Raw genomic sequence first — 23,780 nt, 5'->3', positions numbered from 1 at the left:
GAACTGCAAAGGCTGAATGAGCCATTTGAAATGCCGGAAGATGGGGTTATTTTTCATTTCTCTTTTTCGCGCCGACAGGAACAGGATCGTCAGTTGCAGCATCCTGAATAATCAGCGCGTTGCTTTTATTATCTAAGGTCTTGAGAAGCGGCTGCAATTCTCTGAGCACAAGGTCCAGGCGCTGCATATCCCCCGTCAATTTTTGATATACGGGCGATCCAGGCTGAATACCTTTTATGCTGCGGCTGAGCTGTTGCAGGCTTTGCTGCATATCCTCAGACAGTGTTTTCATTGCAGGGCTGCTGATAAATCCATCAATATGCCTGAGCGATTTTTGTATTTCTGTCATGGTGCGCTGACTTTGTTTTAGCGTACCGGTCGCAACTGAAATCAGTGGCCGAAGCGGAAGGCTGTTCATCTTATCCACTATAGCCACAATCTTTTGCTGTATCTGGTTTAAACCACCAGGCGTTGTGGGGATGACTTTGTAACCCGCGACGATATCCGGTCCTTTGTCGGGTGCAACATTTGCATAATAGTCTAAGTCGATAAACAGCGAACCGGAAAGCAGACTGCCTGTTTTCAGGGAGCCTCTTAACCCCTGTTTTTTACCCAGCTGTAGCTTTTTCTCCAGGTCAAAGTCTTCCCTCATACCGCTCATGAATCTCTGGGGTTCAATGTGAATCAGTACGGGAACCTCATAATGGCTGCGAAAATTCTGGGTTATCTCTGGTGAGTTAAAAGGAACCTGAGCAACCGTCCCCAGGCGTATTCCACGAAACTCGACAGGCGCGCCTGCCTGAAGTCCGCGAACAGAATCGGAAAAGAACATCACGAAGTCGAGGTGTTCGGTATAACGAGAATTCGCGATGCTTCGCAGATCGTCATAAAGAGTATAAGTTGCTACGCCCTTAACCGGCTGGCCCAGGGCCACGCCTTCAGGCAGGTCAAAACTGACCCCGCCACTTAATAATGTGGTGATGGAGCCCATCTCCACGCGCATCCCGGATGAGGATAAATCCACAGCAATCCCACTATTCTTCCAGAAACGAACGTTTGAGGTGACAAGCTGATCAAAGGGCGAAGCGATAAAAACCTGATAACGCATCATCCTTTTTTCCATATCAAACCGGCTGTTCTCGACTGACCCGACACGCAGGCCGCGAAACAGAACCGGGTAGCCCGGCATGAGTTGCCCCGCTTCACGACTATTAAGCGTGATTCTGATCCCCTTTGCATTCGGTGAGGCCTGGGGAGGCGCATCTGACAGCCGATAGCGTTCCGGCGCTGGCCCCGGAGAACCTGGCTGTAAAGCTATATAGGCGCCTGAGAACAAGGTACTTAAGCCCGTTATCCCCTCGAATCCAATTTCAGGCCTGACCACCCAAAAAGCGCTATTGCCGTTCAATAGTTTTTGCATACCAGTGTGCATGCGAACCTTGATCTCGACGTGCTTAAGATCGTCAGTAAGCTCGGTACTTTCAACGACACCCACATCAATGTTGCGGTTTTTTATTACGGTTTTACCTGCCTTAATCCCCTGTGCGTTTTCGGTCATCAGAATCACCAGAGGTCCCTGCTGGCTTTTATGGTAATACAATAAAAAGGCACCGATGAGCAGCGTGACAAAGGGAATGATCCAGACAGAAGACCATCTTTTGTTGGGGTTTACATGAGCACTATCCGGCTTATCCGACAAAGTATGGACTCGTGTAAGAACAGAGTAACCTGAACTTTTCAGGGCGTTCTGTTGAAGAAGGATTCAATCTCAGGGCTATGTATTCGCTGGTCTTTCCTGAGGCCATGATAGTTAATCTCATCATTAAGCGTTAAATTTCAATAAGTCAGGATCATAAAATCTACTATCAAACGGAGATCTATTATTTTCCAGTAAATAATGGATCGGATAATTCGCAACAACGTCGGGACAGGATAGTTAATAAGTATAAAGATATTTTTTTAAATAAAGCTTTAGAAATACAAATCTGTGATCAACGTGTCATGTTATTTTAATAAAATCAAATCAATCAGTTACCAATATCATGGAGGTTAACGACTCAAAATAAAGAGGAATAATCCTGCGTTTAAAGTGTAATAAATCCACTAAAATCATCACCAATGAACAGTATTGCCCAACTACGTCCTCGCTGAAGTGCCTCAAATCCCTGAGCGCTGCATGACTTTCTGGTATTGCGTCTGTCAACAAGGTGTGTCAGGTTAACTCTTTTACGAATAGAAACATTCTTGCAGACGTTCTAATTTCACTTCGCATTCCAATTTAGCAGAGGCACCTATGTTCCTTAACTATTTTGCTTTGGGTATGCTGATCTTCGTTTTCATAATTATTTTTTATGGAATTATCGTTCTTCATGATATTCCCTATTTAATCGCAAAGTCCCGTAATCATCCTCATGCCGATGCCATTCACGTTGCAGGTTGGGTAAGTTTGTTTACACTGCATGTCATATGGCCTTTCCTGTGGATCTGGGCCACTCTTTATCGTCCTGAGCGCGGCTGGGGGATGCAGAGTCAATACACTTCATTACTGGAACTGCAGCAGCGCGTAGCAGAACTGGAGCGTTTACAGGCTGATTCGAAACCGCTGCGACCGGAGCGATGATATGGATCTGCTCATTATTTTAAGCTACGTTGCGATAGCCTGGGCTGTTTTTAAAATATTTCGCATACCCGTCAATAAATGGACAGTGCCAACAGCGGCCCTCGGTGGCGTTTTTCTGGTCAGCGCGCTAATTCTGCTAATGAATTATAACCATCCCTATACGTCACTGGCACAAAAAGCGGTTGTCGCGATTCCTGTTACCCCACAAGTGACCGGCGTCGTAAATGAAGTTACTGATAAAAAAGAAGTGCTTATTAAAAAGGGAGAAATGCTCTTCACCCTGGATCAGACACGTTATAAGGTCCGCGTCGAAAGATTACAAGCCGACCTGAGCACTGCTATTAACAATATTGAAGCGATGAAAGGACAATTAAGCGAAGCCGTTGCCTACACAACCCATGTATCTGCTGAGCGGGATAGATTATTTCTGGACTATCAACGCTATCTCAAAGGCAGTAAGGCAAAAGTCAATCCATTCTCCGAACGTGATATTGATAATGCCAGACAGGTATTTCTGGCGCAGGATGCCCTGGTAAAAGGTTCTCTGGCGGAACAGGAGCAGCTCAGAAGCCAGTTGAACAGTGTATCAGGAGGAGAACAATCCCAGATAGCCAGTCTGCGCGCGCAATTAGCAGAAGCCCGGTATAACCTGGATCAGACGGTTGTTCGCGCACCCAGTGATGGTTATGTCACTCAGGTCTTAATCCGTCCCGGAAGCTACGCAGCCGCCCTGCCGCTGCGCCCGGTCATGATATTCATTCCTGTACAAAAACGTCAAATCATTGCTCAGTTCAGACAAAATTCCCTGCTTCGCCTCACGGCGGGAGATGAAGCAGAGGTCGTTTTTAATGCCCTTCCGGGACAGGTATTCTCAGGAAAACTGCTCAGAGTTTTGCCAGTGGTTCCAGGCGGAGCTTATCAGGCACAGGGAACGGTGCAATCACTGAGCCTTGCTTCAGGTTCTGACGGCGTATTAGCCATAATTGAATTAAACCCAAATCAGGACGTTGATGCATTGCCAGACGGCATATTTGCTCAGGTTGCGGTCTATTCTGACCACTTCACGCATGTTTCGGTCATGCGTAAAATTTTGCTGAGAATGACCAGCTGGGTGCATTACCTCTACCTGGATCACTGATGATGATAAATATATCCTTAACTTTCCATCGATTAACCGTTTGCCCCCTTTCAGAAGAAGTTAATCAGAACAGTTATGAGCGGCCTGAATTTGTAATAAGCCCTGATTTGAAATTACCCTGAAAACACGATGGGTGGTTAATTAAATTACTGATCGGTTATCACAAAACAGGATCGTAAATAAGCTTTTGAAATAGCTGTTTGCATTGAATATGCTATGTTTTAAATGTAGTTACGAATTCTAATCGTCTTTTGTAACATTCCGAGGATACGTATATGAAAAAATTAATTTTTGGTGTGGTTATTTGCTCTTTATCGTTTGGCTCATTTGCTGCCGAAATGATGTCAAAGAATGATTTTATGAAAGTGAAGGATCAGTATGAAAAGATAGGCGATATCTCAACATCAGGTGAGACCAGCCCTTCAGATGCAAAAGCGGAGCTATCAGAAATGGCCGATAAAAAAGGCGGCGATGTGTTCGTGCTGACCTCAGCCAATACGAATAACAAAATTAAAGGTACCGCTGATGTATACAAGAAAAAATAGCGAAGTAATGAAGCTATCTGTCTGAAATACAGACTGAAATAGATGATTTTTTTCGGAGCCTCAGGAAATATGTTCTTAATACAGGTTAATCGATGCCCTTTACTAATGTAAAGGGCATCTTTCTTACAGCACCATCAGGACGTTAAACCGTTTTCAGCGAGGATGAGCTGAACGTCGGTGACAGGACCTTATCTGCCCAGGCTGATGCGCGGATAACACGTCACGCTAATCTGCCTGCACTTGATTAACTCCAGGCGATGACGTTATCAGCCGTCAGGCGAAGGTTCCCCTAATCAGCCGCCGCCCGCCTCCCCCTATTTCTTATCCAGCGACCAGGTTGCACTGCGGATATCGACCTTCACTGGTAACAGACCAATCTGGGTAAACTTATCGGCCAGAGCCTGCTGCTGCGTGAAGACTTCAGGTGTCATCCGCTCAGCCCCGAACGGCATCCTTGCCAGCGCCCGTTGCCAGATCGGCTGCGGCAGACCGGTTGAGGTGGACATGATTTTTGCCGCCTCTTCCTGATGTTGATTGGCCCAGGTACTTAGCGACCCAAGCTCATCCACCACCTGGCTGGCAATTTGCGGCCAGGTTTCCGCAAACTTACGGCTGGCAAGATAGAAGGTGTAGTGTGGCACCAGGCCTTCGGCATTTTTAATCAGCCGCGCGTGGGCGTTGGTTTCAACTTCTGCGTAGTAAGGATCCCAGATTACCCAGGCATCCACTGCACCGCGCTGGAAAGCGGCACGCGCATCCGCGGGTGGCAGATAGACCGGTGTAATGTCTTTATAGCTCAGCCCCGCCTGTTCCAGCGCAGTGACCAGCAGATAGTTAACGTCAGAGCCTTTATTCAGCGCCACGCGTTTGCCTTTGAGATCCGCCACGCTTTTAATGGGGGAGTCGGCGGGCACCACAATCGCCTCAGTTTTGGGGTTGGCGGGAGAATGTGCCAGATAAACCAGATCGGCCTGTGCGGCCTGAGCAAAAGTCGGTGGCGCGTCGCCAGTTGCGGCCAGATCGATACTGCCGATGTTAAGGCCTTCCAGCATCTGCGGCCCAGCCGGGAACTCAATCCAGTGAACCGCAATCCCCTGTTTCTTAAATTCCTGATCCAGCGTGCCGCGATATTTCAGCAGGGCGAAGATATTGGCTTTCTGAAAACCAATGTTAACTGTTTCGGGCTTCTCTGCTGCAGCCTGGGTGTTGAACGCTAATCCCGCCTGGGCGGCAATAATCATTGCGCTAAGCAAAACTCTTTTCATCTCTCATTCCTGAGTCTGGTTGTTGTCAGCGCAACATAACAAACGCAGGTTGAAGCGCTTAGCGATCAAATGTTCGATGCTTAGCGAAAAAAACGCTATGGATGCCAGACCGACTCACGTACCCGAATGGCGCGACTCAATAGCCCCAGTGCATAGAAGCGGTCAGCGATGGTCTGCTGTTCCCGAATGATGGCTAAGTTCATGCGCTGGGTCTGGTGGCTGCGCCGCGCTAAGGCATGCATCAGTGAAGGCGCTGATATCCCGAGTTCGGTTGAGAGCAACGCAGCGGCTTCAGCACGGTGTGCATCGATGTAGCGGCCAGTCTGCTCCAGCGCGGTGAGCAGAACCTGCAGCAGATCGCCCGACTGCGCGGCGAACCCGCGTTCGGCAAGGTAAAACTGATGATTATTGACCCGGCCGGTGCCATCAGCGATCACCCTGAACTGTCCGCTGTTCTCTGCATCGCTGAGCAGCGGATCCCACATCATCCAGGCATCCACTGCGTTGAGATCGCTGGGCGTCAGCGGATATTTGGGCGGTGCATAGACGATGCGCACATCATCCAGCCCTAAACCCGCTTCATCCAGAATCTGCAGCAGCAGATAGTGAACGTTGGAACCACGATTCACGGCGATGCGTTTTCCTCTGAGATCGCCAATCTGCTGAACCGGGCTGCTGTTCGGTACCAGCAGTGCCACGCTCTGCGGCGCGGCGGGTTCCCAGGCAACATAAACCATCGGGCTGTTGCTGGCCTGCGCAAACAAGGGGGGAACTTCACCGGTCGTGCCGAAATCGATCTCCTGTTGGCTCAGCGCATGCAGAAGCTGCGGACCCGCAGGAAACTCACTCCACAGCACGCTGACGCCCCGATCGGCCAGCTGCTGTTCAAGTGACTGGCGCGCTTTCAGGATGCCGAGGTTGCCAAATTTCTGATAACCGATGCGCAGTTCCCGCTCCCGTTCGGGCTGCTGATTCAGAGAAGTGTCGCGCTGACTCAGTGAAGTGCGGCGCGGTTTAATCACCCCCAGATGGCCCAGTTGGGTGCGCAGCGTATGACGACTGATGCCAAGCAGCGCGGCGGCCTGCAGTTGATTGCCCTGAGTGAGTTCCAGCGCATTCTTTATCAGCGCCTCAATCACCCGGGGATAGAGCGGTGTTTCGCTCTGCTGCATCTGCTGCCGTAAAAACTGATCCAGCGCCTCCTCTCCCGGTGGCAGCTCGCTCCCCGTCAGATTATTCAGCCGGAGCTGCTGCGGTGTGACCAGCGAGGTTTTGCTGAGCAGGACGGCATTATGCAGGGTGTTCTCCAGCTCGCGGATGTTGCCCGGCCAGCTGTAGTCCATCAGCGTGGCGACAGCATCTTCACTGAGACGTAACTGAGGTCGGCCCAGACGGCGCGCATAGAGCTGCAGGAAGTGAGTAGCCAGGACCGGGATATCTTCGCATCGCTGGCGCAGCGGCGGCAGAGTGACGCTGGCCACATTCAGCCGGTAGTAGAGATCTTCCCGGAACCGCCGTTCACGAATCGCCACCGCCAGGTCGCGGTTGGTGGCCGCAATGACCCGCACATTGACCTTTACAGCCCGGGAGGAACCCACACGGGTAATCTCGCGCTCCTGCAGCACGCGCAGCAGCTTCACCTGCAGCGACGCACTCAGTTCACCGACTTCATCCAGCAGCAGCGTCCCGCCCTCTGCCGCCTCAAACCAGCCGCGATGCCGATCCTGTGCGCCGGTAAATGCCCCTTTCTCATGACCAAAGAGCTCCGACTCCGCCAGACTCTCAGTGAGGGCACCGCAGTTGACCGCCAGAAATGGCTGTCTGCTGCGGGCGCTGTGATGATGCAGATAGCGCGCCATCACCTCTTTGCCGGTGCCGGTTTCACCAATGATCAGCACCGTCGCGTCGGTAGGCGCAAGCTGATCCAGCACGCTTTTAAAGGCGCGCGATGCGGGGTCAATCAACTCAGGGCTAGTAATTTGCATCTCATTTACCGGGTTAACTGGAAAGCCATGACCATACCGCGTGGCTAACGCGGAAACGAGAGGCTAACCGGACCGGATTGTTGCCAATGCAGCAGGCTGTAACTTTACCTGTCGCAAATGCAGCAATATGCATCAAGCGAAATTATGAATATATCGTTGAATTAATGAGATAAATATTAAGTAGCAGACTGGCACGCATCCTGCTAAAAGCTATATAACTAAAGAATTTATGCCTATGTATTAAATTCAAATATCGTTATAAAGGAATCTGCTAATGAGTCATGCGACACAGGAAAACCTCAACCTCTTCTGGTTTCTGCCCACCCATGGCGATGGGCGCTATCTTGGCACCACCGAAGGCGGCAGAGCAGTCGATTTACCCTATTTACAGCAGGTTGCGCTGGCGGCAGATAATCTGGGCTACTACGGTGTATTAATCCCGACCGGTAAGAGCTGCGAGGATTCCTGGCTGGTCGCCTCTGCACTGGCACCGATCACCAAAAAGCTGCGCTATTTAGTAGCCGTACGTCCTGGCCTGCAACCGCCAAGCCTGGCGGCGCGTATGGCGGCTACGCTGGATCGGCTTTCTGGCGGACGGTTATTGATTAACGTGGTCACGGGCGGCGATCCGGTTGAGAACAAAGGTGACGGCATCTTTCTGAGTCATGAAGAGCGCTATCAGGTGACCAGAGAGTTTCTTGAGGTCTACTCCCGCCTGCTGAAAGGCGAGAAGGTCGATTTTTCGGGTGATCACATCCGCGTGGAAGGCGCTGAGATCCTCTTTCCGCCGGTGCAGGAAAATGGCCCACCGCTCTATTTTGGTGGCTCGTCTGATGCCGCTATCGACGTTGCGGCGAATCAGATCGACACTTATCTGACGTGGGGTGAGCCGGTTGAACAGGTAGCGGAAAAACTGGCGGTGGTTCGTCAGCGGGCGCAGGAGAGTGGCCGTAGCCTCTCCTACGGCATCCGGTTGCATGTCATTGTCCGTGAAACCGAAGAGGAAGCCTGGGCGGCGGCCGAGCGGCTGATTTCTCATCTGGATGAAGAGACCATTGCCGCCGCACAGAAGATCTTTGCCCGCATGGACTCAGCCGGACAGGCGCGGATGAGCGCGCTGCATCAGGGCTCGCGAGACAGCCTGCGCATTGGTCCCAATCTCTGGGCAGGCGTCGGCCTGGTGCGCGGCGGTGCGGGTACTGCGCTGGTGGGGAGTCCGCAGCAGGTAGCCGATCGCATCCGGGAGTATCAGGCGCTGGGGATCGAGAACTTTATTTTCTCCGGCTATCCGCACCTTGAAGAGGCGCACCGCTTCGCTGAACTGGTGATGCCGCTGTTACCGCTGGCTGCCAACGCCGAAAAGAGACAGCGCAGCGTGAACACCGGTCCTTTTGGTGAAACCATTGGCGGCGACCGTCGTCCTGATAAACAGGCCAGCGCCAGTTAACAGAAGAGAAGGTTCGCTTATGTCACAGCAGCAGATAGTCATTATCGGCGGTGGTTTTACCGGCACCGCGCTGGCGATCCATCTGGCCCGGGCTGGCCAGGCAGGGTGGCACGTGACGGTGATTGAACCACGAGCGCAGCTTGCTCAGGGTGTGGCATACGGCACCACCGATCCGGCCCACCGCATCAATGTGCCAGCCGCCAGAATGCAGCTTGCAGGGGATGAGGAGGGCATATTTGACCGCGACTATCGCGCATCGCCCGCCTTTCAGGCCGACCCGGACGCGTTGTGGCGTGACGGCAATGTCTACCCGCAACGCGGTGAGTTTGGTCGCTGGGTCAATACGCAGTTTGTGCATCAGCAGCAGCATTCGCCGGTAAAACTTAGTCATCTGCGTGACAGCGCGGTTGCGCTGCAGGATGGCGTAGTCACAACAGCCTCAGGGCAGAAGATCCGGGCCGATCAGGTGGTGCTGGCCATCAGCCATCCACCGCCGGACCTGCCTGCGCTGCTGAAGCCCTTACAGGGGCATCCGGGGTTGATTGCCAATCCCTGGCAGAATGGCGCGCTGGCACAGGTCGCACCTGACGATCGGGTAGCGATTATAGGTTCAGGCCTGACCATGTCCGATGTGGTGGCATCGCTGCATCGCCAGCAGCATCGCGGAGAGATTACCGCCTTCTCACGCCGTGGACAGCTGCCGCGAGCCAACCTGAGCGGCAGCGATGAGAGCTACACCCTGGATTACAGTCAGCCACAGCCCGCCAGCGCACGTGGCTGGTTACATCGGGTGCGTCAGGAGGTAAAACAGGCAGCCGCGTTAAATCTCCCCTGGCAGCTGGTGCTGGATGATATCCGCCGTAACGGCCAGCGTATCTGGCAGAGCCTTTCACTGCATGAGCAGCAGCGTTTTCTGCACCATCTACGCCCCTGGTGGGATGTTCACCGCTACCGGATTGCCCCGCAGGTAAGCCAGATACTCAACCAGCAGCAGGCGAGCGGTCAGTTGTCACTGCTGGCGGCGCGTCTGATGGGCGCGGAAGCGGTGGGAAACAATCTTCAGCTGACGCTGCGCCGGCGTGGAGCGCAATCAGAAATCCGGGTGGTGGAAAAAGTGATTGTCACCACCGGGCCAGCGCACAACGCACTGCTTAAAAGTAACGCGCTGCTGCGCCAGCTCCACGGCGACGGCGTGATTCAGCCCGACCCGCTGGCGCTGGGCATCCAGGTTAACGCGCTGTCACAGACGCTGAATGCGCAGGGTGATGCCAATCCTCATCTCTATGTAGCCGGGCCTGCCGCGCGTGGTCGCTTTGGCGAACTCATGGGATTACCGCAGGTTGCAGAACATGCTGAGTCCGTAGCACGGCAGCTACTCTCCACTACGCCGCTGCCCCTCAGCGAGCGATGTCCCGGCTCACTCATCTACTGAATCACCCTTCCGGAACAATCACTAAAAGGTGGACGGCAAGCGATTGCCGCATCCGCCCAGGAGTCGCTATGTCATCGCAACGTGAAATTCGCCTGAATGCTTTCGATATGAACTGTGTCGGTCATCAATCGCCCGGCTTATGGGCGCATCCCCGGGATCGCTCCTGGCAGTACAAAGATCTGGAGTACTGGACCGACTTAGCACGCCTGCTGGAGCGCGGCAGGTTTGATGGACTGTTTATTGCTGATGTGCTTGGGGTCTACGACGTGCTCAATGGCAATAACCAGGCCGCGATTCGGCACGCCACGCAGGTGCCGGTAAACGATCCGCTGGCGTTAATCACGCCGATGGCGCTGGTGACGGAACATCTGGGCTTTGGCCTGACCGCCTCACTGTCGTTTGAACACCCCTACCCGTTTGCGCGGCGGATCTCGACGCTGGATCATCTGACCAAAGGCCGCATTGGCTGGAATATTGTAACCTCCTATCTGGAAAGCGGTGCGCGTAATATTGGACATCAGGCCCAGACCGATCACGATGCGCGCTACGACTATGCCGATGAATATCTGCAGGTTATCTATAAGCTGCTGGAGGGAAGCTGGGAAGATGGCGCGGTCCTGCGCGATCGTGAACGTCATATTTTCAGCGACCCGAATAAAATCCATCCGATAAATCATCAGGGTAAATTCTTCCAGGTGCCCGGCATCCATCTGTGTGAACCTTCGCCGCAGCGCACGCCGGTACTATATCAGGCGGGCGCCTCCAGCCGCGGTAAAGCGTTTGCGGCGGAGCATGCCGAATGCGTGTTCGTGGCGGCACCTTCGAAAGTTCTGCTGAAGAAAACCGTGACGGATATTCGCCGGAGAGCCGCTGAAGCGGGACGCGATCCCCGCTCCATACTGATCTTCAACCTGCAGACAGTCATTGTTGGCGAAACCGACCTGGCGGCGCAGGCCAAATGGCAGGAGTACAAGCGCTATGTCAGTTACGAAGGCGCGCTGGCGCTGATCTCAGGCTGGACCGGCATTGATTTCGGGCAGTATCAGCCGGATCAGGTACTGAAACATCTGCACACCAATGCGATTCAGTCGGCGGTTGAGACATTCTCCACTGCCGATCCCAACCGCCAGTGGACGGTGCAGGGACTGGCAGACTGGGTGGGCATCGGCGGATTTGGCCCGCTGCTGGTGGGCAGCGCCGAAACGGTGGCCGATGAGCTGCAAAGCTGGGTCGAAGAGACAGATGTCGATGGTTTTAACCTCGCCTACGCCGTGACGCACGAAACCTTTACTGACGTGGTGGAACTGCTGGTGCCGGAACTGCAAAAGCGTGGCGTCTACAAGCAGGAGTATCAGCCCGGTACGCTGCGTGAAAAGTTATTTGGCCAGGGGCCACGGCTGGCGTTGCCGCATCCGGGTGCCGGTTATCGCCGGAGTGCGGATGTGGAACAGCGAGCAGCAAGGGTGGAAGTTTCATAACAGAGACGGCTGGCTGTCCGGCATGAATAACCGGCGCATAGCAAAGTGCAAAGAGATAAGAGTACGTCTTGTCGCCGGTTGATGACAGGCATTACCGGACCGGTCATTGCTGTTAACCGTTGCTAAACAGGTCTGCCATATACTGCTGAAACTTCACCCGTTTCAGCAGTATAAAAAACAACATTTCGCTGAACGCTACCGGATGAATTTTATATTTCATGCGGGGTCTGGTGTGGGTGAGATATAATCCTATCTTATTGAATTAATTATAATAGTTATCTGATTTTGTTGGTTGTTAACTATGCAAGTAATTCATATAAAACCCTCGCTACCTGCTGAATATAATAACGAGGATACGATGAGTACATTAGAAATTGACAACACCTTAACTGCGCCACCGCCTCACTCTCAACCGGTTCGATCGGTGAGTGATGTGGCCCGGCTGATTAACAGTAACACCGAAAAAAACAGCTATGCGCGCTGGATTGTTTTCCTGGCGCTGGGCGGCGTGTTTCTTGATGCCTACGATCTCACTACCCTCTCCTACGGCATTGATGATGTGGTGAAGGAGTTTGGTTTAACCCCGGTACTCACGGGCCTGGTGACGTCGTCAATCATGATCGGCACCATTGTGGGTAATCTGGTCGGCGGCTGGCTGACCGATAAATATGGCCGTTACTCAGTGTTTATGGCGGACATGCTGTTTTTTGTCGTCTCCGCCATTGCGGCAGGTCTGGCCCCCAACGTCTGGGTGTTGATTGGTGCCCGTTTTCTGATGGGCATCGGCGTCGGGATCGATCTGCCGGTTGCCATGGCCTATCTGGCAGAATTCTCTAAGTTCTCCGGCAAGGGCAATAAAGCATCGCGCCTCGCAGCCTGGTGCCCGATGTGGTATGCCGCTTCGTCTGCCTGCTTCTTTATTATTTTTGCACTCTATTTCCTGCTGCCCGCCGAACATATCGACTGGCTGTGGCGCGCCTCGCTGCTGTTTGGCGCCGTACCGGCGCTACTGATTATTGCGGTGCGCAGTAAGTTTATGAATGAGTCACCGCTGTGGGCGGCGAATCAGGGCGACCTGAGCGGTGCGGTGCGTATTCTGCGTGACTCTTACGGCATTGTTGCGCATGAGGAGCCGCCCGCTAAAACCGATGCGGTGAAAGCGAAGCCGAAAGTGCGTTTCCGCGTACTGTTTCAGAAGCCTTATCTGGAGCGCACGGTCGTCAGTGCGGTGATGAACGTCTGTATTTCATTTGAATACACCGCCATCGCTTTCTTCCTGCCCTCTATCCTGGCGCAATTTCTCGGCGCGGGCGTATTTGAAACTATCTCTGCCTCGCTGGGACTGAATGCATTGTTCGCCTTTACCGGCGGGCTGTTGGGGATGCGACTGGCGTGGAAATTTCCCTCACGGCATGTCGCGATCGCCGGATTTGCGCTGCAGTTTATCGCACTGATTTCGCTGGCATTGATCGGTCATCCGCAGGCGACAGCTGGCGTGGTGTTTGCGGTGCTGATGCTGGGTTTATGGCTCTTTGCAGAGGGATTCGGACCCGGCGCGCAGTTGATGATCTATCCGGCGCTCTCCTACCCGACCCACATACGCGCCACCGGTGTCGGCTTTAGTCGTTCGCTCTCCGGTGTGGGCAGCGCGCTGGCGCTGTTTATTCTGCCAATTTTGCAGGCGCGTTACGGCACCAATATGTTCTGGATTGTCTCACTGGCCGCACTTATCCCGATTATTTTCCTGTTAATCATTCGTTTTGAACCGACCCGACAGGACATCGATGAACAACCCGACTCAGGAGAGGATCATGTCTGAATTAAATCGTACCGAATTTGACGAACTGGTTCAGCATTTCAGGCCGCTGTTCGCCCGCATCGCTGAGGGGGCAAGTGCCCGTGAAACCGAACGCACACTGTTGCATGAACCGATTCGCTGGCTGAAAGCGGCGCGCTTTGGCACCCTGCGTATCCCTAAAGAAGAAGGCGGCTTTGGGGTTTCGCTGCCGCAGTTATTTGCTCTGCTGACCGAACTGGCTGAGGCAGATTCCAACCTGCCACAGGCGCTGCGTGCGCACTTCGCATTTATTGAGGATCGCCTGAACCAGCCAGCCAGTGAGGATCGGCGTCGCTGGTTCCGCCGCTTTGTGGACGGTGAGCTGGTGGGCAGCGGCTGGAGCGAGATCGGCGCGGTTAAGCTGGGTGAGGTCAACACTCAGGTTTCTCCCGATGAGGGGGGATGGCGGATCAGCGGTGAGAAGTTCTACAGCACCGGCACGCTCTATGCAGACTGGATTGATGTCTATGCTCAGCGCGCAGATAACGGTCGTGACGTGATTGCCCTGGTGAACACCCACCAGAATGAGGTGGAGCGCGATGATGACTGGGATGGCTTCGGGCAGCGACTGACCGGCAGTGGTACGACGCGCTTTCATCAGGCCCGGGTTGAACTGCCCCATGTCTATGATTTCAGTGAGCGTTTCCGCTATCAGACGGCATTCTATCAGCATGTCTTACTGGCCACGCTGGCGGGCATCGGGCGGGCGGTGGTGCGCGATGCTGCTCGGGGTGTGGCGCAGCGTAAACGCATTTACAGTCATGGTAATGCTTCGCAGGTGAAGCAGGATGTGCAGGTGTTGCAGGTGGTCGGTCAGATAAGCAGCTGGGCATGGGCAGCCGAAGCCGCCGTCGACCGGGCGACCCACTCGTTGCAGCGGGCATTTGAGCTGCAACTTAGTGGCGCAGATGAGGCACAGCTTCATGCGGCAAACGTGCTGGCCGAAGTAGAGTCCGCTCAGGCACAGGCGGTGGCCGTTGAGCTGGTGACGCGTGCGGCAACAGAATTCTTCAATGCGCTGGGTGCATCTGATACCCGAGTCAGCAAGGCACTCGACCGCCACTGGCGTAATGCACGAACGGTGTCGTCGCACAATCCGGTGATCTACAAGCTACGTAACGTGGGTGACTGGGAGGTGAACGGCACCGATCCGACCTTCATCTGGCAGATAGGCAATGGAAATGGAGTGTAAAACCGCTATTTCATGGGCAGATATTTGCGTTTGGGAATTGATCAGCCTGAAATGGAAACACCAAACCGACAGATTTCATTTTATTCGGATGAGAAACTGACGCTGGCCATTTAATAGCACTTATACTGTCCGTGATACAGGAAACAGACACGCTAAATGCGAAGGATATTAATTGCCATTTATTAAGTATGAGCCAGGCGTTATTATCTTCAAGCCCGAACGTTTATTTTTGCGTAAAGGGAAAAGAGCCAGCATCACATCATGACGCTGGCTATTTTTTCATCAGCGCGTCTGTTAAGGCTTGCTTACAGGCTCTGGCATAGCTGAAGAGTGATGGGTTGAGATTTTCCAGCCCTTACCATCCCAGACATAAGTGAAGGTGTAACGTGCTGTGACGTGCGTGTTATCTTTAAAAGTAAATGTATAAACGCCGGTATCAATCGCTTTATTACAACCAATTCTGATAGTCCGGGAATCAATTTTACCGCTCGGCCCTTTTTTCAGGAAATCTTTAAAATAATCGATACGTTCCTGATCGGTCAGACGTACCTGATTTGAAATGGTCGGCAGCAAAACGGCATCGCTGACATATAATTCAGAGACTTTTGTTGCATCACCGGTTGCCAGAGAGTCATTCCAGGCGTCAAACAGGTTGGCCACATCCTGCTCTGAGGCTCTGACACAGGTCACGGACTGTTGTGCCTGCGTAACAACTGGGGCGAAGGAAAGACCTAAAAGGCACAGCGATAATAACGTTTTTTTCATGAAAATATCCTCATGTTTACCCTGGGTGAAGCCAGCGTTCTGTGCGTTCTTCCAGACGCCGCCATAAAATGTGTATAACTCGTTAATACGTCTTAATCCGGCTGATCAGCCAGAATAATACTGCTGCGATAAATACATTAGCCGCTTTATTCGATTAAAAAGCTGATGCATATACTTATCGACGCTTTTGATATGCAGGGGAACAAGATAGATGAAAAGAAGTGTTGCCTGGTATTTAAATCGGCGATAAGCTGGTATTTAGTTTTTTGTTCTGAGGGTTAATGCCTGGATCTCTTTTGGTAGCGTAAATGCCATGTCGCCTGTTCAGAGCTATGAACGTAATATCGGGAAGTAGTGTTTAATTTATGTACTCTATAAAAACTTTCAAAGGGTATTGCCTTTGAGCAGTGTTATATGGAATCTTTTTATGATTTATTAATTTAACTGACTAACTAATTAACGTCGTCTGCCATTTTTCAACATCTCTATTTTGATGGTCCTGTTCATTATTGCGCTGGAAAAATAAAGCATCGTGATGCGCTGATTTATTTAAATAATGATTAAACCGTTCATACCCTGGTTTAAACGCGACTTAGTTTGAGACATTTTTTTGCATCGTGGTTTCACTTGAACAACTCGCAGTGAGTTACGTTCAGCTATCGATAAAGCGTGTGACCTGTACCTTCCCTGACTGACTGCGATGAGCGTCAATCCGTTAAAAGCCAGACGGGATCAGTTACGCCATACTGACTTCGTATAATTGTTCTTATACGAAGTCATGACATAGGGATGGTGCTAGGTTAAGATGGATAGCAGTAAAGTTCTCCTTGAAAATGACAACGCTACGTAAATTCTGACCGGTTATCCCCCTGCTTAGTTCTCAGAATTAACGTAGCGCGATCATCGGCGTCTTTGGTTGATAAGTGAGCAAATATGAGTGAGTTAGTGCCGTTAACCCCTCTGACGGTTGACCGGAATAGCGATATCACCGAGCGGCTCCGGCAGTTCGTTCAGGATAAAGAGGCTTTCTCACCTAACACCTGGCGACAGCTGCTTAGCGTAATGCGAATCTGCAATCGCTGGTCGGAAGATAACCAGCGCAGCTTCCTGCCGATGAGCGCAGACGATTTGCGTGACTATCTCTCTTTTCTGGCTGAAAGCGGCCGGGCCTCCTCAACCGTCACTTCACACGCGGCGTTAATTTCGATGTTACACCGTAACGCCGGGCTGCCGGTGCCCAATGTCTCTCCGCTGGTTTTCCGTACGATGAAGAAGATAAATCGTGTGGCGGTGATCAACGGAGAGCGGGCAGGCCAGGCCGTGCCCTTCAGGCTGAGTGATCTACTGGCGCTGGATGAAGAATGGTCAGGTTCTGATAACCTTCAGGCGCTTCGCGATCTGGCTTTTTTACATGTGGCTTATGCAACGCTACTGCGTATCAGTGAACTGTCGCGTTTGCGGGTGCGGGATGTGATGCGTGCCGGTGATGGTCGCATCATTCTGGATGTGGCATGGACAAAAACTATTGTGCAGACCGGCGGATTGATTAAGGCGCTCAGCGCCCGTTCAACTCAGCGACTGGAAGAGTGGATTGAAGCGTCCGGGCTATCCAGCCAGCCCGATGCCTGGCTGTTTACTGCAGTACATCGGTCTGGCCGGCCACTGATTGCCGAAAAGCCGATGAGCACAAGGGCACTGGAACAGATTTTTAGCCGGGCATGGCGCACTGCCGGAAAAGAGGGCGCAGTAAAGGCCAACAAAAATCGCTACACCGGCTGGAGTGGCCACAGCGCCAGGGTAGGAGCTGCGCAGGATATGGCAGATAAAGGTTATCCGATTGCCAGGATCATGCAGGAAGGCACGTGGAAAAAACCAGAAACACTGATGCGCTATATTCGCCATGTGGATGCACACAAAGGTGCCATGGTGGAGTTTATGGAGCAATATGGTGACCCTGATTATCCTGGCTGATGGCTCCTGAAAAGAGAATAAAGTCCTTTTTCAGGCTGAAGTTATCCACAGAAAAAGTGGACAGCCTGTGTGTAAGCCGGTACGGATGAACGCTGAAGCGGGGATCAACAGCGCTCATCCGGCTGATTTAGTTGATTTATTCTTACTGCCATACCGCATGCTGCGAATCTGTCTGCAAAACAGGAGCCGCTATCCATAATAAGGGCATGCTGCAGTGCATGGTCAGAGTTGCTTTGGTAAACATCTGCCTTCAGCGGGCAGGATAATGCTTCTGGCCGGGTTAATTGTCATGTTGCCTTTGTCACTGCTCATACGCTAATCATCCCACTATTCTGGCTTCAAATCGTAAGAATAATCAACAGGACAATCCTCACCTGTCCGCTGCGGCCAGGAATCGCCGGCAGCGGAAAGAGTGAATGCCATCAGTACTTATTTTTACCGGGCAAAGCCTTTCTGCTTATCACAGCCGCCGTGGCAGCCGCTGCAACTCCCCTTTTCCTCCCTGAGCATGACCGGTATTGACTGCACCCGGCTTCCCGCTTTTCGCAATGCCAGCAGGATGATTCCGTTCAGCACCAGCACGCTTATCAGGCAGGTCGCACTGAATGCAGGATGGTCGGCAAAAGTGACGGTCTGGTAAAACAGCGTGGCCGTGGTGTAGGCGATGTTGAGTCCCCAGAAGAATGAGAACATCATCCATTTTTTACCGGCTTCCCGCGCAATAGCCCCCATGACCGAGACGCAGGGAACATAGAGCAGGACAAAAATTAAGTAACTGTAAGCGGCAAAACCACTGCCAAATTTGGCAGACATCACGCCCATCGAACCAGTCGCCATCTCACCATCGCCTTTACTGGCATCGATGGGATGGGCCAGCGCATCAATTCTGAAGGCAGCCGTTAACCCCGCCCAGGTCTCTGTCAGCGCCTCTTTAAGCTCACCAGGCAGGTCAAAAGCCTGCGGATCAAATGGACTGCTCTGGATTGCCTCTGTGGTGTAAAGGCTGTTGAGCGTGCCGACCACGACCTCTTTCGCCATGATGCCGCTCACCAGCCCCACTGTTGCCTGCCAGTTATCCTGAGTGACCCCAATCGGCAACAGCACGGGGGTGATCGCTTTGCTGGTCGCCGCCAGCGCAGAGTGGTTAATGTCATTAACCATCTGGCCATTAAAGGCAAAACTGCTCAGTACGCCAATCAGCATGCTCACCAGGATAATCACCTGTCCGGCTCGCACCACAAACATTTTCAGCCGTTGCCAGGTCTGCAACAGCAGGCTTTTGAGGTGAGGCCGGTGATAGACCGGCAACTCCATGATAAACGGCGAGGCTTCTCCGCCCAGCAGGGTATGCTTAAGCACCAGCCCGGTCGCGATGGCCACCACAATTCCCAGCAGATAGAGGGAGAAAACCAGGCTGGAACTGTGGGTGTTAAAGAATGCCGCAGCGAAAACCGCAAAAATCGCCAGCCGTGCGCCACATGACATAAAAGGCGCAATCAACACCGTCAGCAGACGCTCACGCGGTGTATCCAGCGTCCGTGTCCCCATGACCGACGGGACATTACAGCCAAAGCCGACAATCAGCGGCACAAAGGATTTTCCCGGCAGGCCCAGTGACTGCATCAGACGATCCATCACAAAAGCGGCGCGCGCCATGTAGCCGGAGTCTTCAAGGAAAGCGAGGAACAGGAACATCAGGCCAATCTGCGGAATGATCGGCAGCACGGTATTGATACCGGCACCGATACCCTGCGCCAGGAAAACCGTCAGCCAGTCAGGGAAGTGGCAGACATAGCCCAGCCATTGCGCACCATGAATGAATATCGCCACCGAACTGCTGTCGAACAGTGGCTGTAGCGCGGCACCAATGTTAATTGAAAGAACAAACATCACATACATCACTGCCAGGAATATCGGAATGCCCAGCCAGCGGTTCAGCACAATTTTATCGATCCTGCGGGTCAGACCTGCGGGCATTGCGTGATGAATGTTACTCACTGCCGCGCAAAGCGCATTGATGGTGCGATAGCGATAATCGGCAATCTGTACGCCGGTCTCTCCACCGGCCTGCTGCATAATCTCGGACAAATGCGGAACCAGCGCCGGACAAAGTTTCTGACTGTTGATATCCCCTTCCAGCAGTTGCAAGGCCAGCCAGTAGCGTTTTTGTGGGGCTATGGCGGCGGGCATCTGTTGGCAAAGCTGCTCAATGGCCGTTTCAATCGCAGCCGGATAACGTACCCGTTCCGGTGCGCGGTAAATATGGGGCTGGTCAATCAGCGCTTTGAGCTGGGCAAGGCCATCACCTTTGGTTGAGGTCAGTGAAACGACCGGACATCCCAGATGAGCTGACAGCGCTGCGACATCTATAGTGATGTTCTGGCTGGTGGCAATATCCTGCATGTTCAGGGCGACAATGCAGGGCACGCCCAGTTCCAGCAGCTGAAAGGTCAGGAACAGATTACTTTCCAGACTGGAGGCATCGACGACATTAATCACCACATCGGCATGATCCTGATAGAGATACTGGCAGGCGATGCTCTCATCTATCGAACTTTCAGCAGATAGTGTTGTCAGCGATCGGGTGCCTGGCAGATCGATAAGCCTGACATCTGACTGCGCGGTAAAAAATTGACCTTCTTTGCGCTCAACCGTGACGCCAGCCCAGTTCCCGACCCGCTGTCGGGCACCGGTGAGCTGATTAAACAGCGTGGTTTTGCCAGTGTTGGGGTTACCAATCAGCCCGATGGTTATCTTCTTCATCAGACGATTTCCTCCAGGATGATGTCGTCCAGGTCACGCTGCCGCACCGCCAGGCTGACACGGCGGGTAGAGATCTGCACTGGGTCGCCCATTGGCGCCACGCGAATGACCTCAATAACTGCGCCGGGAAGCATGCCCATTGTCAGTAATTTCTGGCGCCAGGCGGGATTTACCGATGGCTGATAGCCTAGGATTCGGTAGGTACTGCCCATATTAATTGCCATATCACGCCCTGCCTAAAAGTAAGAAGCACTCATTCTATAAATGATACTCGTTTCGGTTTTTGATCTGGCATCGGGCAGGCAGAAGAAAACTGCCGTCAGGGTCAACGGCAGGTCAACAGCGCATTAAATGGGGGGTCTTCCAGGCGCGGGTTCAACAGTTAAAGGCGGATGTGGAGAATGTTGAATCATTCCCGCACTCTAGCAGAGAGCATCCATTTAGTTACATCATTCAATATGCCGTAAATAACTACTACGGCCCTTCGGGCCGTGCGGGGCGGCTAGTCAATGAGCACTCGGATTCACAGAACGGCTCCGTTCAGGTTTAATCAAAAAAACCAATCTGGCAGGATAGCGCCGGTAACGTAATCTGCTCAAATAGGGTGTTGTAACTAAATTGCGGCCGCTGTAATGAAAGAAAGGCGTCCTGGAAGGATCATTTTCACAATGGCAGTGCCCTGATTTTCAGGCCACCGCCAGGTGATGAGCGAATAAGGATTACTTAAGAACCCGAACCGTTTTTACATCAATCTCAACACTGTTCCAGTCTTTATCAACTTCACCTTCAAGACGGACTTTATCACTCGGTGATAACGATTGTCCCATCCAGCGCTTGTCATCAATATCGACATTAATCGTTCCGGTAGCATCTTTGAACTCATAAAGTTCATGCCCCACTTGTCTGATGATGTTACCTTCCAGAACGACCCATGCGTCATCACGCAGCGTCTTAACCTGAGCGACAGAAGAGACGCCGGGTGTCGGACCTTTAAATCCGCCCTGAGAATACCCCTGCCCTGCTGGATTAACAAAACCTTCCTGTGCAGCAACTCCAAAACTCATACCGGCAAACAATGCTGCTAAAAGAAACTTTTTCATATTTATCTCCGTTAAAATTGTCGGGCTAATTTACGATGCAGATCTTAACGGGATCTTAAGAAAAGTGATTACCTCCATGTGTTTTAAAAATGTAATGAGCATGATGCGCACGATAAATCCGCATCAGAAAAACAATCAAAGTTTAATCCATGTTGTTAAAAAAATAAATTAATCGATAAACAGTTACGTGAGTGGTGAATTTTTAACATTCAGTGTATTATGGTCATTGTTACGCTTTCACTTTGCATCATTTCATATAAATCCCATAGCTAACATGTCTGTTAACGGATATTATTTCCTGGCATAGATATATCCCAGTATTAAAACATTATGTATCGCAGTTTTGCTCATTAACTATTTTTTTCTTTTTACAACCACTCAACTGAGTGGTTTTTTTTATGCCTGGTTCCCTATGATATTAACAGAACCCAGTAACGCTGAGTATGCAGTGTATCGACAACGGCTCCCATTCGGAATGCAGCCCTTTCTGGCATTAAAAGGGTAAGAATGTTGCCTGATACTGTCTGAAAATGCATAAAAAGAAGAGGAGAGTGGTGATAGCCTGATGCCCACCCAAACTGACAAGAGATAAAGGAACATGCGGAATTTACCGATGTTCGGAGATTCGCCAGCGTGAGCCTACGAGTAAATCAGTTTAATTCAGTCTTTGAGCATCAGCCTGTCCTTCTTTCAGATTCATTTTTGCGGATTCGAGCTTAAGTTTCTTTTCCTCTACCTTGCTGGTTTTCTTCCTGATTCTCTCAGTACAACCTTCTGCCTTCGCTTCCGCAAGTACTGGTCGCAAAACAATCAATACCCGCCATGGTTGCATACTCCTGAGCAACCCATGATATTGATCCAGATCATTATCATCCTGATAAAGAGGCAAACAGCCGGATTGTTAGCATGTCGTTTAACAATCACAGCGAATAATGCCGCATCTTCTTAAAAAGAAACGACAGGAAAGTAAAATGACATCTTTTAATTCTGGCAAGAAATTCGCTTTTGCTATTGCGATGATAACTTCTGTTATGTCCCTTTCCGCCTGCTCAAGCAATTATGTGATCTCCACCAACGATGGGCACATGATTACGACTCATGGCAAACCCGCAAAAGATAAAGAAACAGGCATGATCTCTTATAAAGACACGGATGGAAACATGCATCAGTTACAACAGCACGATGTTAAAGAGATTGTGCAAAAGTAAACCTGCTTTAATAGCAATCTTAATCATTATCCTGAAAATCTGATTCTGTGGGAAAACTGAGCAATGAAAATTTCTGTAATTGGCTTTGGCTTATTATTGTGTGCATCCTCCTCTGCCATGGCCATTGGCCTGAATGCCGAACAAAGTAAAAACACCTCGGTGCTGGACGCAGAAATCGGCCGTTCATCCGGCGGGCTTTATGTTGATGGTCAGTGGATCAAAAATACGGCGGATGGTGTTCAGATTGGTCAGGCGGGTACCGGTTATAACCTTGAAATTGGACCTGTGATGCTGACGGCTGGCGTTAAAGCCGCTTACATCGGCGGCAAAAAAGGAGATAACGGCGTTGCGTTTCCTGTTGGCGGCGGTGTGAAAATCAATCTGCCCGCTAATTTTGCGTTGTATGGAGAAGGTTATTCCGCCCCGGAACAGCTGACCAACAGCGTTAAGAATTTCGTTGAGGCCAATGGCGGTGTCAGCTGGTCACCTGTGGATCCACTGGTTTTAAAAGTGGGCTATCGCTATGCGGGTGTTGATGGCAAAGATGGACGTCCGGGTCATACCCTGATCGATGGTCCTTATATCGGTGGCGGCCTGACATTTTAACGTCGGATGACTCTTCCCTTTTTTTGTGGTGAGGAAACCCTGCCGATCGGTTTCCTTACTCAATCACTCGTCTCAACTCAGGCGGGGAGCACTGAGAAACAGATTATGAAACCTCTTATGCTGATGTTATTTACTCTCTGTCTGACCGGATGTGTGCAGTATAAATGGGTCAAGCCTGATGCATCTGAACAGCAGGAAACAATAGCGGAAACAGCCTGTCGGGCCCAGGCACTGCGGGATTTACCCCCTGACAATGTTGTTAGCGGTAAATACACCTCAAAAGACAGTAAATATAAAACCACTGACACCGATTACTCCACCAGCGACGCCAATGAAAGCCAGCGAGAGATACTGGTTAAAGATTGTATGTTTAAAAGAGGCTGGCAACAGATCGAGGTACAGCAATAGCCCCATTCCCCTGACTGAGG

19 protein-coding genes are annotated in these 23,780 nt (G+C 51.6%); 12 read left to right on the top strand and 7 right to left on the bottom strand.

Annotated elements, in window-relative coordinates; all coding sequences use genetic code 11:
* Positions 1 to 46: 46 nt before the first annotated feature.
* On the bottom strand, positions 47 to 1,699 hold the full coding sequence (pqiB, locus tag ACO6VX_RS14570; RefSeq protein WP_192073353.1) for an intermembrane transport protein PqiB: 1,653 nt from the start codon (positions 1,697 to 1,699) through the stop codon (positions 47 to 49).
* Positions 1,700 to 2,293: 594 nt separating this feature from the next.
* Here pqiB and ACO6VX_RS14565 point away from each other — a divergent pair.
* From ACO6VX_RS14565 to yahO, 3 genes are all read left to right on the top strand, one after another.
* A complete protein-coding gene (locus ACO6VX_RS14565; protein ID WP_010257107.1) occupies positions 2,294 to 2,620 on the top strand; it encodes a DUF3302 domain-containing protein in 327 nt (108 codons plus the stop codon).
* 1 nt (position 2,621) lies between these two features.
* A complete protein-coding gene (locus tag ACO6VX_RS14560) occupies positions 2,622 to 3,758 on the top strand; it encodes an HlyD family secretion protein (protein WP_122459968.1) in 1,137 nt (378 codons plus the stop codon).
* A gap of 275 nt (positions 3,759 to 4,033) precedes the next feature.
* Complete coding sequence (yahO, locus tag ACO6VX_RS14555; protein WP_010257103.1) at positions 4,034 to 4,303, top strand: DUF1471 family periplasmic protein YahO; 270 nt, start codon at positions 4,034 to 4,036, stop codon at positions 4,301 to 4,303.
* 314 nt (positions 4,304 to 4,617) lie between these two features.
* On the opposite strand, the gene ACO6VX_RS14550 is transcribed toward yahO, so the two are convergent.
* Together ACO6VX_RS14550 and ACO6VX_RS14545 are read right to left on the bottom strand one after the other, a co-directional pair.
* The gene (locus ACO6VX_RS14550; RefSeq protein WP_170933491.1) at positions 4,618 to 5,544 is read right to left on the bottom strand and encodes a sulfonate ABC transporter substrate-binding protein; all 927 of its coding nucleotides are present in this window, start codon (positions 5,542 to 5,544) and stop codon (positions 4,618 to 4,620) included.
* Between the two features lie 119 nt (positions 5,545 to 5,663).
* Positions 5,664 to 7,553, bottom strand: coding sequence for a sigma-54-dependent Fis family transcriptional regulator (locus ACO6VX_RS14545; RefSeq protein WP_323170425.1), 1,890 nt, complete (start codon positions 7,551 to 7,553; stop codon positions 5,664 to 5,666).
* Positions 7,554 to 7,827: 274 nt separating this feature from the next.
* On the opposite strand from ACO6VX_RS14545, the gene ssuD reads away from it, so the two are divergent.
* The 5 genes from ssuD to ACO6VX_RS14520 all read left to right on the top strand — a co-directional run bounded on the left by ssuD (position 7,828) and on the right by ACO6VX_RS14520 (position 14,939).
* Positions 7,828 to 9,000: an FMNH2-dependent alkanesulfonate monooxygenase gene (gene ssuD / locus ACO6VX_RS14540; RefSeq protein ID WP_033759967.1), complete on the top strand. Its 1,173-nt coding sequence runs from the start codon at positions 7,828 to 7,830 to the stop codon at positions 8,998 to 9,000.
* 19 nt (positions 9,001 to 9,019) lie between these two features.
* Positions 9,020 to 10,432, top strand: coding sequence for an FAD/NAD(P)-binding protein (locus ACO6VX_RS14535; protein ID WP_182500968.1), 1,413 nt, complete (start codon positions 9,020 to 9,022; stop codon positions 10,430 to 10,432).
* Between the two features lie 68 nt (positions 10,433 to 10,500).
* On the top strand, positions 10,501 to 11,910 hold the full coding sequence (locus ACO6VX_RS14530) for an LLM class flavin-dependent oxidoreductase (protein WP_111534866.1): 1,410 nt from the start codon (positions 10,501 to 10,503) through the stop codon (positions 11,908 to 11,910).
* Between the two features lie 358 nt (positions 11,911 to 12,268).
* Positions 12,269 to 13,729, top strand: coding sequence for an MFS transporter (locus tag ACO6VX_RS14525; protein ID WP_033781082.1), 1,461 nt, complete (start codon positions 12,269 to 12,271; stop codon positions 13,727 to 13,729).
* Positions 13,722 to 14,939, top strand: coding sequence for a monooxygenase (locus ACO6VX_RS14520; protein ID WP_122459962.1), 1,218 nt, complete (start codon positions 13,722 to 13,724; stop codon positions 14,937 to 14,939). The genes ACO6VX_RS14525 and ACO6VX_RS14520 overlap by 8 nt, the downstream gene beginning before the upstream one ends.
* Positions 14,940 to 15,233: 294 nt before the next feature.
* On the opposite strand, the gene ACO6VX_RS14515 is transcribed toward ACO6VX_RS14520, so the two are convergent.
* Positions 15,234 to 15,704 (bottom strand): SgcJ/EcaC family oxidoreductase, encoded by a 471-nt coding sequence (locus ACO6VX_RS14515; protein ID WP_061703002.1) that lies wholly within the window; start codon positions 15,702 to 15,704, stop codon positions 15,234 to 15,236.
* 933 nt (positions 15,705 to 16,637) lie between these two features.
* Here ACO6VX_RS14515 and ACO6VX_RS14510 point away from each other — a divergent pair.
* Positions 16,638 to 17,675, top strand: a complete 1,038-nt coding sequence (locus ACO6VX_RS14510; protein ID WP_089415106.1) for a tyrosine-type recombinase/integrase — start codon at positions 16,638 to 16,640, stop codon at positions 17,673 to 17,675.
* A 435-nt stretch (positions 17,676 to 18,110) separates the two neighbouring features.
* Here the strand turns inward: ACO6VX_RS14510 and feoB are convergent, their stop codons facing one another.
* The 3 genes from feoB to ACO6VX_RS14495 all read right to left on the bottom strand — a co-directional run bounded on the left by feoB (position 18,111) and on the right by ACO6VX_RS14495 (position 21,538).
* On the bottom strand, positions 18,111 to 20,438 hold the full coding sequence (gene feoB, locus ACO6VX_RS14505) for a Fe(2+) transporter permease subunit FeoB (protein WP_422431641.1): 2,328 nt from the start codon (positions 20,436 to 20,438) through the stop codon (positions 18,111 to 18,113).
* Complete coding sequence (gene feoA / locus ACO6VX_RS14500; protein ID WP_033781080.1) at positions 20,438 to 20,662, bottom strand: ferrous iron transporter A; 225 nt, start codon at positions 20,660 to 20,662, stop codon at positions 20,438 to 20,440. The genes feoB and feoA overlap by 1 nt, the downstream gene beginning before the upstream one ends.
* Before the next feature lie 495 nt (positions 20,663 to 21,157).
* Entirely contained in the window at positions 21,158 to 21,538 is a 381-nt protein-coding gene (locus ACO6VX_RS14495; RefSeq protein WP_010257071.1) for a YgiW/YdeI family stress tolerance OB fold protein, read from the bottom strand.
* Between the two features lie 971 nt (positions 21,539 to 22,509).
* Between ACO6VX_RS14495 and ACO6VX_RS14490 the strand changes: the two genes are divergently transcribed.
* The 3 genes from ACO6VX_RS14490 to ACO6VX_RS14480 all read left to right on the top strand — a co-directional run bounded on the left by ACO6VX_RS14490 (position 22,510) and on the right by ACO6VX_RS14480 (position 23,760).
* The gene (locus ACO6VX_RS14490; RefSeq protein WP_010257065.1) at positions 22,510 to 22,746 is read left to right on the top strand and encodes a YgdI/YgdR family lipoprotein; all 237 of its coding nucleotides are present in this window, start codon (positions 22,510 to 22,512) and stop codon (positions 22,744 to 22,746) included.
* Between the two features lie 63 nt (positions 22,747 to 22,809).
* On the top strand, positions 22,810 to 23,352 hold the full coding sequence (locus ACO6VX_RS14485; RefSeq protein WP_033770122.1) for a YfaZ family outer membrane protein: 543 nt from the start codon (positions 22,810 to 22,812) through the stop codon (positions 23,350 to 23,352).
* Between the two features lie 105 nt (positions 23,353 to 23,457).
* A complete protein-coding gene (locus ACO6VX_RS14480; protein WP_010257059.1) occupies positions 23,458 to 23,760 on the top strand; it encodes a hypothetical protein in 303 nt (100 codons plus the stop codon).
* Positions 23,761 to 23,780 lie beyond the last annotated feature (20 nt).

It is taken from the genome of Pantoea sp. BJFS-204, from assembly GCF_049310725.1.
Classification (GTDB): domain Bacteria; phylum Pseudomonadota; class Gammaproteobacteria; order Enterobacterales; family Enterobacteriaceae; genus Pantoea; species Pantoea agglomerans.
Note: the sequence above shows the minus strand (reverse complement) of the source record. Positions and strands in the feature narration are given on the sequence as shown.

Bases quoted from the DNA above. Each gene is read 5' to 3' on its own strand.
- ACO6VX_RS14490 (WP_010257065.1), top strand. From the start codon at position 22,510: ATGACATCTTTTAATTCTGGCAAGAAATTCGCTTTTGCTATTGCGATG.
- ACO6VX_RS14525 (WP_033781082.1), top strand. From the start codon at position 12,269: ATGAGTACATTAGAAATTGACAACACCTTAACTGCGCCACCGCCTCAC.
- ACO6VX_RS14535 (WP_182500968.1), top strand. From the start codon at position 9,020: ATGTCACAGCAGCAGATAGTCATTATCGGCGGTGGTTTTACCGGCACC.
- ACO6VX_RS14495 (WP_010257071.1), bottom strand. From the start codon at position 21,538: ATGAAAAAGTTTCTTTTAGCAGCATTGTTTGCCGGTATGAGTTTTGGA.
- ACO6VX_RS14560 (WP_122459968.1), top strand. From the start codon at position 2,622: ATGGATCTGCTCATTATTTTAAGCTACGTTGCGATAGCCTGGGCTGTT.
- ACO6VX_RS14515 (WP_061703002.1), bottom strand. From the start codon at position 15,704: ATGAAAAAAACGTTATTATCGCTGTGCCTTTTAGGTCTTTCCTTCGCC.
- feoB (WP_422431641.1), bottom strand. From the start codon at position 20,438: ATGAAGAAGATAACCATCGGGCTGATTGGTAACCCCAACACTGGCAAA.
- yahO (WP_010257103.1), top strand. From the start codon at position 4,034: ATGAAAAAATTAATTTTTGGTGTGGTTATTTGCTCTTTATCGTTTGGC.
- feoA (WP_033781080.1), bottom strand. From the start codon at position 20,662: ATGGCAATTAATATGGGCAGTACCTACCGAATCCTAGGCTATCAGCCA.
- ACO6VX_RS14520 (WP_122459962.1), top strand. From the start codon at position 13,722: ATGTCTGAATTAAATCGTACCGAATTTGACGAACTGGTTCAGCATTTC.
- ACO6VX_RS14510 (WP_089415106.1), top strand. From the start codon at position 16,638: ATGAGTGAGTTAGTGCCGTTAACCCCTCTGACGGTTGACCGGAATAGC.
- ACO6VX_RS14485 (WP_033770122.1), top strand. From the start codon at position 22,810: ATGAAAATTTCTGTAATTGGCTTTGGCTTATTATTGTGTGCATCCTCC.
- ssuD (WP_033759967.1), top strand. From the start codon at position 7,828: ATGAGTCATGCGACACAGGAAAACCTCAACCTCTTCTGGTTTCTGCCC.
- ACO6VX_RS14545 (WP_323170425.1), bottom strand. From the start codon at position 7,553: ATGCAAATTACTAGCCCTGAGTTGATTGACCCCGCATCGCGCGCCTTT.
- ACO6VX_RS14530 (WP_111534866.1), top strand. From the start codon at position 10,501: ATGTCATCGCAACGTGAAATTCGCCTGAATGCTTTCGATATGAACTGT.
- ACO6VX_RS14550 (WP_170933491.1), bottom strand. From the start codon at position 5,544: ATGATTATTGCCGCCCAGGCGGGATTAGCGTTCAACACCCAGGCTGCA.
- ACO6VX_RS14480 (WP_010257059.1), top strand. From the start codon at position 23,458: ATGAAACCTCTTATGCTGATGTTATTTACTCTCTGTCTGACCGGATGT.
- ACO6VX_RS14565 (WP_010257107.1), top strand. From the start codon at position 2,294: ATGTTCCTTAACTATTTTGCTTTGGGTATGCTGATCTTCGTTTTCATA.